Origin of the sequence: Tamlana sp. 2_MG-2023 (genome assembly GCF_030548465.1) — a bacterium.
In the GTDB taxonomy this organism is placed as follows: domain Bacteria; phylum Bacteroidota; class Bacteroidia; order Flavobacteriales; family Flavobacteriaceae; genus Pseudotamlana.
The window spans coordinates 21546-33753 of the sequence record NZ_JAUOSF010000012.1; the positions used below are offsets into that span (position 1 = coordinate 21546).

Annotated in this window: 12 protein-coding genes; 2 read left to right on the forward strand and 10 right to left on the reverse strand. The window is 32.0% G+C overall.

Annotated elements, in window-relative coordinates; all coding sequences use genetic code 11:
* The first annotated feature begins 46 nt into the window (after nucleotides 1–46).
* Together Q4566_RS14995 and Q4566_RS15000 are read left to right on the forward strand one after the other, a co-directional pair.
* A complete protein-coding gene (locus Q4566_RS14995; protein ID WP_303422947.1) occupies nucleotides 47–505 on the forward strand; it encodes a hypothetical protein in 459 nt (152 codons plus the stop codon).
* 1 nt (nucleotide 506) lies between these two features.
* Nucleotides 507–1802, forward strand: a complete 1296-nt coding sequence (locus tag Q4566_RS15000; RefSeq protein WP_303422950.1) for a type VI secretion system contractile sheath protein TssC — start codon at nucleotides 507–509, stop codon at nucleotides 1800–1802.
* Nucleotides 1803–1829: 27 nt separating this feature from the next.
* Here Q4566_RS15000 and Q4566_RS15005 read toward each other — a convergent pair whose 3' ends face one another.
* From Q4566_RS15005 to Q4566_RS15050, 10 genes are all read right to left on the reverse strand, one after another.
* Nucleotides 1830–2405 carry a hypothetical protein gene (locus tag Q4566_RS15005; protein ID WP_303422953.1) on the reverse strand — a complete coding sequence of 192 codons (576 nt, stop codon included), beginning with the start codon at nucleotides 2403–2405 and terminating at the stop codon, nucleotides 1830–1832.
* 6 nt (nucleotides 2406–2411) lie between these two features.
* Nucleotides 2412–3239 carry a hypothetical protein gene (locus Q4566_RS15010; protein WP_303422956.1) on the reverse strand — a complete coding sequence of 276 codons (828 nt, stop codon included), beginning with the start codon at nucleotides 3237–3239 and terminating at the stop codon, nucleotides 2412–2414.
* Between the two features lie 24 nt (nucleotides 3240–3263).
* Nucleotides 3264–3743, reverse strand: a complete 480-nt coding sequence (locus Q4566_RS15015; protein ID WP_303422959.1) for a hypothetical protein — start codon at nucleotides 3741–3743, stop codon at nucleotides 3264–3266.
* On the reverse strand, nucleotides 3740–4372 hold the full coding sequence (locus Q4566_RS15020) for a hypothetical protein (RefSeq protein ID WP_303422962.1): 633 nt from the start codon (nucleotides 4370–4372) through the stop codon (nucleotides 3740–3742). The genes Q4566_RS15015 and Q4566_RS15020 overlap by 4 nt, the downstream gene beginning before the upstream one ends.
* A 1-nt stretch (nucleotide 4373) precedes the next feature.
* Entirely contained in the window at nucleotides 4374–4628 is a 255-nt protein-coding gene (locus tag Q4566_RS15025) for a hypothetical protein (protein ID WP_303422965.1), read from the reverse strand.
* Nucleotides 4629–4809: 181 nt separating this feature from the next.
* Nucleotides 4810–5385 (reverse strand): hypothetical protein, encoded by a 576-nt coding sequence (locus Q4566_RS15030; RefSeq protein ID WP_303422968.1) that lies wholly within the window; start codon nucleotides 5383–5385, stop codon nucleotides 4810–4812.
* Between the two features lie 8 nt (nucleotides 5386–5393).
* Complete coding sequence (locus tag Q4566_RS15035) at nucleotides 5394–6803, reverse strand: hypothetical protein (RefSeq protein WP_303422971.1); 1410 nt, start codon at nucleotides 6801–6803, stop codon at nucleotides 5394–5396.
* A gap of 3 nt (nucleotides 6804–6806) precedes the next feature.
* The gene (gene tssD / locus Q4566_RS15040) at nucleotides 6807–7502 is read right to left on the reverse strand and encodes a type VI secretion system tube protein TssD (protein ID WP_303422974.1); all 696 of its coding nucleotides are present in this window, start codon (nucleotides 7500–7502) and stop codon (nucleotides 6807–6809) included.
* 101 nt (nucleotides 7503–7603) lie between these two features.
* Nucleotides 7604–9040 (reverse strand): DUF5689 domain-containing protein, encoded by a 1437-nt coding sequence (locus tag Q4566_RS15045; protein WP_303422977.1) that lies wholly within the window; start codon nucleotides 9038–9040, stop codon nucleotides 7604–7606.
* A gap of 12 nt (nucleotides 9041–9052) precedes the next feature.
* On the reverse strand, nucleotides 9053–12172 hold the full coding sequence (locus Q4566_RS15050) for a carboxypeptidase regulatory-like domain-containing protein (RefSeq protein ID WP_303422980.1): 3120 nt from the start codon (nucleotides 12170–12172) through the stop codon (nucleotides 9053–9055).
* Between the last annotated feature and the right edge of the window lie 36 nt (nucleotides 12173–12208).

Genomic DNA, 12208 nt, shown 5'->3' on the forward strand with positions numbered 1-12208 from the left:
AATCAATACGAATACCATATATTTAGGGTTTTAAAATTTAAAGCATATGGCAATTGGATATGGTTTAGAACGTAATGCTAAACATAAAGAAGGGGTTCAAGAATTACCCCCAAATAGAACACTTTTGGTACAGAAGTTTACAGATTTAGCGCCGCTACTTCCTAAGGTTGTAGTAGGATTGCAAACTCCACAAGCTGTTTTTGATTATTATAAACCAAATATTCATATGGTTTTTGAAGATTTGGAAGGTAGACAGGTAAAGGAAAGGATAGATTTTAGTAATGTGTCAGATTTCGAACCGGCCAGTATTACCTCAAGAAGTACTTTTTTAAAAAGGCTGGAACAAAAGAAAATGAATTATTTTGATATGTTAAAGGCACTGCAAAGTGATGAGACCCTAAAGCAGGTTTTTCAGGATAGTGCTTCTAAAAATTTGCTTTTACAGCGGATAAAAGCACTTAAAGTAGAATTAAAAGGCGGCAACTCTGAAAGAACATACGAATAGCATGATTGAAAACGTACACTTAGAAGAAGTTAATTACAAATTTCTAGAAACGCATATTCCTAATTTAAAATATATGGATGCTGAAAAGCCTTTGGAAAAACATCATTTTTTAACTTCAAGAGAAAATCAAGAGACTAGAGCGGAACTTTTAGAAACTTTAGAGTTTTGGGAGGATATTCTAGAAAGTCATGAAGCACTTGAAGACATAGTCGCTTCTACAAAAGAGAAAATTATTAGCACTGAAAGTATTTACCAAAAGAACTTAAAGCGTGTTGTAAATCGCGCGAATGATTTGGAAGTGGCTTATAAAGGGCTGACTTTATTTTTTGAAAACGCTCAAGCTGAAAAAATAAATAATTTAAGTATTCTTAATGCCGATTTAGACCAGCTGAAGGACTTAGATAATCCCATATTTATCGAAGTCGTTCGTGATGCTTTTGTTGACGCTTACGATCGTTTAGATTTGTGTGATCATTATGCGCTTTTAGTAATTCCAGGCTATTTAGGAAGTCCGATGGTATTAGATAAATGGTCTAAAATTGCCCATGACAATAAAGTGTTATTGGTTACCGATTTTGCTCATTTGGACACTCCAGACGATGTTGTTGAAGTTTTTGAAACTATAGATCATGTTCGTGCTGACACCTATTTATCTAATACGATTATGACATGTAATTGGCTAGTGGGGCGCGGAAAATATGATGCTATTAGTGAGCATGATGATTTGTTCCTGCCGCCATCGTCATCTTTATCAGGGAAAATTTATAGTAATAAAATGTCACAAGCTAGTGCGGGTATTAAATTTGGAGCGTTAAGTCAGGTGGGAGGTGTTAGTTTTGATCTTAAGAAAAATGACTTAGCTGCTTTGGAACGGCTTGGCTTAATTCCTATGGTATATAAAAACGGAGAGATTATAGCCTATTCTGCTAAAACCTTGTTTAATGGTGATAATTTAGGCTTACAGACGTACTCCGTAGTGCGTGTGTTTGATTATGTGAGTAAGGTACTCATCGATTATTTTAATAGGAAAACCTTTGAAAACTTTAATGTACGTACCCGTAGGGCACTCATGCAAGACATTGTAGATTTTTTAGATCGCAACACGGGACCACAAAAACTTATTGAAAGCTTCGCTATAAAACGTCTAGAGCAAGATATGCAACAAAAGGACCGCGTACATTTAGAATTGCATATGGAACCTTATTTTCCTGCTAAAAACTTTTTAATCCGTATGGATGGTAAAATTGGAGATTCAGGAAAAGCGAATTCTTGGGAAGCTGCTTATGAGCAGGGGTAAAAGGCTTTAAGTGTCTAGTTTATAAGGTTATTTCACTTTTAATTTATATTGATAAAATTTAGGGTTTTCTTCAGCTATCATCGGTTTTATAGTATCCAGTGAATTTTCTTTTAAGATTACATCGTAGATATAATCTTGAGGTGTATCTTCTTTCGCAATAGGAAATACAATTTCTTTTGATTTTGGAAGGTATTCAAAAGTGATATCTCTAAGTCTTTTATCATTAGAAATAAGTACATAGTATTTTAATATTTTATTTTTTTTAATAAAAACTAGATGAAGCTCAGTACCAAGGCTAGTATCCCCGCCAACACCAATTAACATGTAAATATTTGTTGTTATATGTTTTATATGGCGTGCTGAAAATGAATTATCTATCGGGCTGTAGCCATTATCTTCTATAAAGTTATATAAAGGGGTGTCATTTAAGAATTTTAGTTTATACTTTTGGTTTCTAACAATAACACTATCTATACCTTCTCCAAAACCAATAAAGTTTTCAGCGATTACTTTGCCGTCATTTGATTTTATTTCATAACTTCTTTGCGCATGAGTTGTAAAAAAGTTTATAGCTAAAATGAGGGTCAGAATTATTTTTTTCATTTTAGATCAATCTAATTTTACATTTATAGAATCAAGGTAATGTAGATTTAATTTACTCAAGTTTAGTTTGAAACTGATAAAATTTTTATCACATTTTAATAAATCATACATGATGATATTTTTGTCAGTAGTTTGAGGATTTTTGAAATTAGCATGTATACTATTTCTGAAATTTAAAATAAGTGTGTCGTTTAATATGAGATTGTATTTTGTGATGTTGTCAATACTTTTTCTTGGTTTTACAGTTATTAATATTGAATCAACTTTTGACGGCGATTTTGAAATATTTTTAAATCGCACATTATTTTTTATAAAGGCCTTGTAATCTAAGTAGGTTTTATCAACTCCAAGAATTGATTTTGATTCATTGTAAAAATATGAGCTAGATTTAAGTAAGTTTCTTTTATTTTCTGATTTCTCAAAACTAATAGTTTTTAAATCTATTAAATTTATTGAATCTAAAAATGGGGATTTAAAAGCATATTCCAATTGTAATAAGTAAGAGTTCTCTTTTTTTAAAATTGACGTTTGCTTTCCTGGAATAATTATATTAATTAATGTATCGGGATGAAAACCTAATTTTATAACGACATCATTTAAGTCTGTAGTGTCTTTTAAATTTCCTGATCTATCGTCTAATAAAACAAATAATTTTATTTTATTTATTTTGCATTCAGAGTTGAAATAAACTGAGGAAAGTATTTCTGAATTGAAAAAAGTTGTGTCTTTTGATATAAAATTATTCTTTTTACAAGACACAATATTGATATCTCTATTTTTTTTACAAGATAGTAGTGTTATTAACGTTATTAGTAAAATACAAGATAATTTCATTTACTTAGTTAGATTTGTAGGTTGCTAAATTTCAATAAGTTCATTAATTATCAATAATTTGGTTTCTTTTGTTTCTTGGAAAAAGGTATATATACTTGATTTAATTAAAACACTATCGTTTTCTTTTAAACAATTTACTTTATTTCTTCCATTAAAAAAGACGGTGTCTTTATTAATTATGATACTATGAGCGGTGTTTGTGTTGAAATTAGTGTTGTTTTCTTTTAATATTTTAGATATTTTTTTGCTGAGACCTCCTTTAAAGCAATAAATATATTTTCCTCTTATATTTTTATTCTGTTGTGAAAACGAATCAATTGATTTTTGTGGAAAAAAATTACTTACAACTTTAACCGTATCTCCGTTTTCAAACTTTAGCGTATAAGAACCTCTAATGTCATCTTTATTTGATGTTTCAAGTTTTGAATTGATTGCGGAGTTATTTTGTGCATGAGTAGTAAAAAAACACACGGACAAAATTAGGGTAAAAGCTATTTTTTTCATGATTTATTTAACCTCAAACCTCTATACACACATGCATTGAATCTATGACATTCAATAACATCGCTGTTGATATTTTTGTATAGGGTTTCTTCTAGCTCTATAATCAATTTTAGAGGGTTTAATTTTTCTGGAATGTCTATCAAATTAGCCTCTTTATCATTTTTCATAGCAAAAATTAAGACACGGTTTTGAGTATAACCTTCGGTAGTTTTTCCTTGAGCATGCTCTAAAAACGGTTTTATAGAAATTGAATCGTTTAGGTGGCTTAGTGTATGTAAGTAGAATGTACAGTCTTTTTTGTATGTATAGCTAGTAGTTTTTAGTTGAAATAAACCTGAATCAAGTTCAATTAAATCTGAAAAGACAAAACTATAATCACTCACCCAATCCTTATGTTTGTTTTTGGTGTGTTTTATACTTTTTAAGGCTTTTAATGTTTTTGAAAAATCTCTAGTCGCAATTAATTTCGGGCTTTCCTTTGTAGTATTGGTCGTATCTGTTTTTGTTTGAGCGTTAATGCTATCAATAATGATTTCTTTGGTTATACTAGAGGCTATTCTATTTGCCTTCTTTTTACAATTTAAAAAAAGTAAACTAAACGATAGAAAAATAATTTTATATGTTTTCATCTTATTTCTTTTTATTACGTAATTGATAAAGTTCTAGTTGCATTGGGAAGTTAGATCTATAAAGCCTTATGTTTTGTAATAATTTCACGTTTTCTAAATTATTTTCTTGATATTCCATAACCCCAACTATCTGATCTATAAACTGAAATTTAAAAGTTTCATTGTCTTTGTTTACTATTATTGTAAAGTAGTGATAATCTGCATTATAAGCACCGATAAAAGCGTAATAACCATCATCTGGGTATTTACTTTTCATATATTCAATAGGGCTTACTTTAAAACTCTTTAGAACATTATCTGTATTTCCGGCTCTACCGGTCCTCGTTAAAACTTCTTAATTCGTATGGATGGGAAAATAGGAGATTCAGGAAAAGCTAATACCTGGGAAGCGGCTTATGAGCAGGGGTAGGGGAAACCAAAGTATGTAGTTTGTAAGGTTATTTCACTTTTAATTTATATTGATAAAATTTAGAGTCTTTTTCAGCTTTCATCGGTTTTATTGTATCCAGTGAATTTTCTTTTAAGATTACATCGTAGATATAATCTTGAGGTGTATATTCTTTTGTAATAGGAAAAATAATTTCTTTTGTTTTTGGAAGGTATTCAAAAGTGATATCTCTAAGTCTTTTATCATTAGAAACAATCACATAGTATTTTAATATTTTATTTTTTTTAATAAAAACTAAATGAAGCTCAGTTTCAAGATTAGTATTTCCGCCAACTCCAATTAACAAATAAATATTTGTTGTTATATGTTTTATATGGCGTGCAGAAAATGAAATATCTATAGGACTATAGCCATTATCTTCTTTAAAGTCGAATAGTGGGGTATGATATGAAAACTTTAGTTTATAGCCTTTGTTTCTAACAATAACGCTATCTCTACCTTCTCCAAAACCAATAAAGTTTTCAGCGATTACTTTGCCGTCATTTGATTTTATTTCATAACTTCTTTGCGCATGAGTTGTAAAAAAGTTTATAGCTAAAATGAGGGTCAGAATTATTTTTTTCATGGTATGATTTATTTTGTAAAATGTTTGCCTAATAAAATATAACGCCAAGCTACCCATCTATGATAACATTTGTTTTTGATGAGATTTAAGTCATTATCAGAATCAGTATAATCCTCATCTAAAAAATTAGCATTAGATTTTTTTCTATACCGGTTAATTTCTGCATTTCCTTGTTCGCTGGTTTTTTGTATTTTAATATAACCGAAAAACACCTGTTGGTTAAGGGTTAATTTGCCCCAACCTATATTCTGAGCACTTTTGGCGGTATAATCAAAAGCATTGGCATATATAGCACAAGCTCCTTCTATCGCAGCATCCATGTTTTTAAAAATAACAGGGTAAACATTAATTATTTTTTCGTTATCAGCATCCTCACTTCGAGTTCTAGTAGAGCCATCTGGAAATCTCGTTATGGCATATTTACCATTAAAAGGTGTTGGTATAGTGAAACCGTTTGTTTCTTTCACGATGGTTCCAGCAGAGTTAAATGTATTATCCAAATAGCCTTTGTTTCTTAGAGTAACAACTTGCTTCTCAAAAAAATCTAATCCAAAAGCTATAAAAGAATCTACTTTAGCATCTAAGTTTGTACTAGAGCCTTGACTACAGGTTGCATTCATACCTTCTCCAACAGCATAGGTATATAATACAGAAGGAGGGATGTTATATTTATTTCCTGCTTTTTCAAAAGCCGCAATTATTCTTTTTCTGTTTTTTTCATTTCCAAATTCTCCTCTTATAGACCATTTGAAGAGGTAAGTTAGGTATACGCTATTAAAATAACTATCTATTTGTTTTTTATCAGAAAAATCTAACTCTTCAGAATCATCTTCAAACCATTTTTGATATTTTAAGATATCTAATCGTTCTCCACTGGTATAAGCGATTTTTTTTCCATTTTCATTTTTCTCTAATAAATAGCCTTTCTCTTTATCAATTTTAAATTCGTCTGGTTTTCCAAATCCTATAGGCTTTAATTGGTCTTCAGTTTCAGCAGGCAAATTTTCTTTAATAATAGTGTTTTCATCTTTCATTTTAAGATTAAAAAAGTAGGTGAGCGGCGCTTCTTTATCAAACCATTTTGGATTTACATAGAAGTGCTCAAACGTCGTTTTGTTTGAAGCTGTTTTTGCTGTTATTTTGATAGTTTCTTCGTTATCATCCTTAATATCAACAGTTGCTCCTTCATCATTTTTAGCAAAAACCTCTATTTCAAGCTCAGTCTCATCGTCTATGCCTTCAGTTTCAACCACGATCTTTAAGTTTTCACCATAAAATGCTGTTTTTGTACTTCCGTCTTCTTGTTTCTGTACTTTATCTATTGAATCTAGCCACACACTAGATTTAACATCTATAATTTCAAAAGTTGTAGTCGCTACAACCTCATTGTTTTCAACGAGTTCTAAAGTGTTTTTCATGATTTAATTTTGCTTTACAACTTCTAATTCAATGGTTTCGTCATTACTCTCTATTTTATAATCCATTGAGTCGTTTTCTAGAAGTACACCTTGATATTTGAAATCTTTTATTTTATCTTTTAAGTTGATCTTAATAATGTCACCTATCTTGTTTTCTGATTTTATAATGACATTGATAATGTCTCCAATATTATATTTTTGAACCCTATTCCCTTGCTTATTTGTGGTATAAAAATCAATAATTTTTGGAATTGGTTCTTCTGTATTATTTAAAAGAGTAGGTTCAACTTCGGGACGTAAAAATGTCTCTCTCCAAGTCGCAGAATAAACCCCTTCAGAGGAAGAAGCTTCAACACCAGCACTTGTAATTTCTAAAGTTTCAGCCATGGGTTCTGAGCCGCTTGAAGAAAAGGCATTTTTCCAATTAACTAGATGGCAATCGTAAAAATAAAGTTTACGAGTTTTTCCGCCTAAAATAATAGGGTAGATATGTATTTCTATTTGTTTCGGTTGGTTAGGTGCAAATGACCAATCGGCGAGTTCTAAATCTTTTCTTGTTTCGATTTTAAGGCTTAAACCTATGAAAACTGGTTTCTGTGAAGGTCTGCCACTACGGTCTGCTTGTTGGTTAAATCCGAAGTTAAACCAAAGAATGTTTACTTCTTTTCTGTCTATTATTAATTTTGCATGTACACTCATACTAGCTTAAAATAATGCACTTTAATTTATTAGCTTATAATCTTTCCAAAAAGAAAAAAACCTCCTAATCTAAACAGATAGGAGGTTTGATTTTCATAGTATTACTGAATAGGATCTTCTGTTACTAAGATATTATCAATTTGATATTCTGTAGTAGCGGCAGTACTACCTTTCTTATATCTAAAACCTATTCTGAAATGCTCTAAATCTTGTGGAATCGTGATGGTAGTTTCTATGGGAATAAAACCGTTAGTTTCATTTAAAGGCACTACATCTTCAATTTCATTGGCTTCATCAAAATTAATAGTTTGTCCTGTAACATCATCAATTATAAATAGTTTTAGGTTATCACTGTTGTGTTTATTAACGTTAATGTCGAAAGCTAATTTTAATGTACGCGTTTGATCAATTGTAATGGCTTCAGTAATTAACCAAGCATCATAGATTGAGCTTGGACCACCTTGTTCTATTTCGGCAAAAATATTATCATCAGTTATTTGTGCCTTCCAAAAGAGTAGCAGCTCAGGGTTGGATATATTGATGTTTTCCCATTGGTTTAGAACAAATACATCGTCAATGTTGTTAACGTTTTGAAAATCTTCAGAAAGTAGGACACCTGGTGCTAAAACCGCTTCTTCGATTACACATCGAGGTCCATCAAACACAATATCATCACGATCTCTAATCACTAAAGTGTTTGAAGACAGAATGGCTGTTATACTACCTTGTCCTTCAGGAAATACTCTAGAATTAAAGTTTGAACTGGTACTATTTTGTAAGTCAATTGAAAGTCCAGTGTCACAATCGGTTAAGGCTTTAATAACATGGGTGCCATCAACACTAATTGTGTTATCTGTACCAGCATAAGTACTCTCTAATAGGTCTTCTCTTAATTGGATGTTTTCTAAAGTTACTAAAATTGTTGGAAGCGTTCCTTGTTGTATTTGCTCGATAGTTAGCAGTTTTGGTACAATGCTTTGAATATTTTGTGTAGCAATAATAAAATCTTCAAAATTTTCACTAGAAATAGGGGTTATTGACTGGCTAGCTTGATCATAAGTTCCAATATGAATGGTGTTTCCTATTTTTTGCATGCCAAGACCGTTTAGTTTAACTTGTACCTCTTGACCAACACTTAGGGTACGATAAATGTCATCAACATCCACATCGATAACAACACCACGGGTAGGTTCATTGGCTTTATCTTGAATGTATATTTGATGATTTATATTTCTATCATAATCACTAGAGATCACAAATCCCGAAGTCATTAATTGTTCAGGTAATAACGTCGTTTCAGCAAAAGCGATGACATCTTCGGTATAAAAACCCTCGATTTCTGATAGATCGGTAACCGTAAAGTTTGTAATTTCTTCTTTGTTTTCCTCGTCATCAACATCTTCATCAGTATCTTCGTCAATAGTCTCTTCATTTTCAATGTCTAGATCGGGGATTGAAATATCGTCATCCGCACATGAAATAACGGTTGTAATGATAATAAAAAGGGCAATAATTGGTTTTAATAGGTTGTTTTTCATTGTTTTTTTTATTTAAAATCTATAATATATGTTTACAAAATAAGTAGCGCCGTACCCTTTCCAGAAGCGATTTCCGTATAAAGGTTGTTGGCGTTTAGCATCTTCTAAAAGGGTGTCGTATTTTAATTGACCTTTGGTTTCAAACCCTGCGATGTTATGATTTTGACCTAAGGCATTGTTTACTCCAGCCTTAAACCCAATTTGGTTTTCTTTAATTTTCCAATATTTTCCACCAAAAAGATTTATGGTGAGGTAGTTTTCTATGGTGTTTTGTTTTAATATATAAGCAGCATACTCCGGATTGTAATTAGAGAAAATAGCATCGTTTGTATCTAAGAAGAAGTCACGTGTTCTTAGATATGGGTTAACATCAAGGTAGTTATCGGCGAAATAATTTCCCATCACTTCAAACCACCAATGGTCTTCATCTCTGTATTCAAAACCAAGAGAAAATACCTGAGTTGGTGTGCTAGACACATGATAGTCTTGTAAAAAAGCCTCACCTAAATCAAGTACTCCACTCCCTGAAATGATATAATGTAGTTCTGGGTTATTTGTATATATAAAATTACCCATAGCCACGGCAGTTTTTAATTTGAGTGATTTAAGAATGGGGTATGAAGCACCTATTTCTATGCCCATATATCTTTTATCTATATTTGTTAGTACTTCTTGAATGGTTGAGGAGGCTTCGTTATTAATGCTATTTCCTGCAAAAGTTTTATTAGAAATACCACCTGATTGAGTATTTAAATAACCTGCTACCTGGGCGTTGAATTTAGCACCGTTGTATGTGTATTTTAATTCGGAAGAAAAGTTACTAGATTGATCAATTTCAATAAGTTCAGGAGCTTGGATTAAATCTGATACTGTTGATATGCCATGAAGATCTCGGGGGTTATCACTTTCCCTAGCATTTAAAAACATGTGGTTTAGCATAGGTGCGTTGTTGCCGTATAATGCACGAAGGCCAATGCTGTGTTTCGGATTTAATTTGACACTTAAACCTCCTTTGAAATTGTAATCTAAAAACGTGTAAGTGTTTCCTTTTCCGTAGGATAAATATGGAGATCTCCCATTTTGATATTTGCCCACTCTATAGTTGTTAGAATGGGTGATATCTGCGCCTAAAAAAGCATCAAATTGTTCATATTTGTAACGGGCTTGAATAAAAGCATTAAAGGCTCTTCGGTTTAATTCATAATGATATCTAAAAGTTTCATTGGCTTGAACAATTCTATTTGGATTCAATAAATCGGATTGTATCGCATCTCCTGTTCCGTCACTAGTATTAACATCCAAATAACCTGATCCTCCTAATAGGTTATCCATTTGCGCGTATTGATTGGTAACGTAACTAGAATACCCAAAAGCGGCATTTAAGTTTATTAAGCTGTTTATTCTTATATCAGCGATCGAATTGATATTGAAATTGGAATGTTTAACGACCTCATCATATAGGGCGTAAGTTGAGGTGTTTAAACCACTATTTATGTTATATTGAAATAGTTCAATCCAGTTAATTTGTCCATCTTGTTGGAATGCTTGTTGAGCCAAAACAGCGCCTTCATAATCCGGATTGTTTTCATCGGCTAAGAAAAAACTAGGAAGTTTTGTATAAAAACTGGGGTCGGGGTTTTCTCCATTAGAAGGTGTAATTTGATTGGATCCATCGATACTAGCGCCTAGAAAATCAATACTACTTCTTGAATTAGTGCCAAAATTATAGGAGATATTCGTTTGTACTTTAACACGGGCACCAACATTAAGATAGTGGTTCAACATTAAATAAGGCTGAGAGATCTTCTGCTTTGTAGAATTTGTAATGTCATCATTTAATTCGCCCCAGTAACTGTTGTATTTGTGATCTTTTAGATGAAATACTTCGTTAGTATTTGCAGATCTTCCGCTGCGACTGGTGCTATTAAAAAAGCCTGTAAAATTAATAGCGTTGCTGCTGTTTATTTGTTTTTCTGCACTTATTAGAAATGAGTTAGAATCATAAGGTGTTCCGTCAAAATAACCCTCATTAAAAGCAGTTCTTTTTGATGCTGAAACGGCTAGTGAAAAGCCTTTAGGAGACACTCCGGTAGCGTAAGTGGCTTGAATGCCGTGTGAATAACGTCTGTTAGATGATAAGTATGCAATTTTACCGCCTTGTCTTTGTGCTGAAGCTCTCGTATTCATGTTTAAGCTTCCCAGGTTACCACCTAAACTGTAGTTAGAAGCTTCTAAACCGTAGCTTAAATCGTTATCTTGAAATATTTCATCGAGTCCCCCAATACCATTCCAATCTGCCGAACCGCTTAACGGACTGTTATAAGTGATACCGTTAATTAGGACATCTCCTTCCGAAAAATCTTGTCCTCGTGCTTTAAAGAAAGCAGAACTGAATTGATAAGACGCTGTTCTTAAGAAGGTTGAATTTGAGGATTGGTAAAAAGTAGCATTGTTCGTTATAGTTGCATTACCATCGAACAATTGATCCTCTGCAAAAGTGTTTATTTGTTGATTTTCTATATCGTAAAGATCATTACCTAAAGTTATGCCGTCTATGTTTGCAATTTTTCCTGAACTAATAAATACATAGTATTTTTTAGAGGTATATCCATCCTTAGATATTTTTAATACGATAGGCCCGTCAGGAACTTGACCATTAAAAACGAACCTGCCATTTTCATCAGTTTTAGTAGTCATGTAGGCATCCACTATACTCACTCTGGCATCTGAAATAACAGCTCTTGTTTGTTTATGCGTAATAATTCCAGTGAGAGAGGTTCCTGTTAGTTTTAAATTTTCTTTTTCTGCTTTTGGCTTTTTTCTAGGGTATAATTTTATGTTTTTCACAGAAGCTTGTTTACCTTCCAGTATTTCTATATCAAATTTTCGTGAAGAGTAACCCAGCATTTCTATGACGACTGTTATTTTACCTAATGGCACATTTTCTTCTAATATAAATTCTCCGAGTTCGTTAGTTTTTTGATTAGTAGTGGTATCCTCAATATATACAAGGGCATTAACTACTGGTTTTTTAGTGGTATTATCAATAATATTACCTTTTATTGAAGCTTCTTGTGACCAGCTTGAGCAAAAAATGCCCATAAATAAAAGGGTGTAAAAAAATCTTGTCATTCGTAAATTTTATGATGTATTTTGGTTTGTTATTAA

What these genes read in the sequence shown, in the direction of transcription:
- Q4566_RS15000 (WP_303422950.1), top strand. Translation starts at nt 507, where the DNA reads ATGATTGAAAACGTACACTTAGAAGAAGTTAATTACAAATTTCTAGAA.
- Q4566_RS15030 (WP_303422968.1), bottom strand. Translation starts at nt 5,385, where the DNA reads ATGAAAAAAATAATTCTGACCCTCATTTTAGCTATAAACTTTTTTACA.
- Q4566_RS15005 (WP_303422953.1), bottom strand. Translation starts at nt 2,405, where the DNA reads ATGAAAAAAATAATTCTGACCCTCATTTTAGCTATAAACTTTTTTACA.
- Q4566_RS15025 (WP_303422965.1), bottom strand. Translation starts at nt 4,628, where the DNA reads ATGAAAAGTAAATACCCAGATGATGGTTATTACGCTTTTATCGGTGCT.
- Q4566_RS15050 (WP_303422980.1), bottom strand. Translation starts at nt 12,172, where the DNA reads ATGACAAGATTTTTTTACACCCTTTTATTTATGGGCATTTTTTGCTCA.
- Q4566_RS15035 (WP_303422971.1), bottom strand. Translation starts at nt 6,803, where the DNA reads ATGAAAAACACTTTAGAACTCGTTGAAAACAATGAGGTTGTAGCGACT.
- Q4566_RS15045 (WP_303422977.1), bottom strand. Translation starts at nt 9,040, where the DNA reads ATGAAAAACAACCTATTAAAACCAATTATTGCCCTTTTTATTATCATT.
- Q4566_RS15010 (WP_303422956.1), bottom strand. Translation starts at nt 3,239, where the DNA reads ATGAAATTATCTTGTATTTTACTAATAACGTTAATAACACTACTATCT.
- Q4566_RS15015 (WP_303422959.1), bottom strand. Translation starts at nt 3,743, where the DNA reads ATGAAAAAAATAGCTTTTACCCTAATTTTGTCCGTGTGTTTTTTTACT.
- Q4566_RS15020 (WP_303422962.1), bottom strand. Translation starts at nt 4,372, where the DNA reads ATGAAAACATATAAAATTATTTTTCTATCGTTTAGTTTACTTTTTTTA.
- tssD (WP_303422974.1), bottom strand. Translation starts at nt 7,502, where the DNA reads ATGAGTGTACATGCAAAATTAATAATAGACAGAAAAGAAGTAAACATT.
- Q4566_RS14995 (WP_303422947.1), top strand. Translation starts at nt 47, where the DNA reads ATGGCAATTGGATATGGTTTAGAACGTAATGCTAAACATAAAGAAGGG.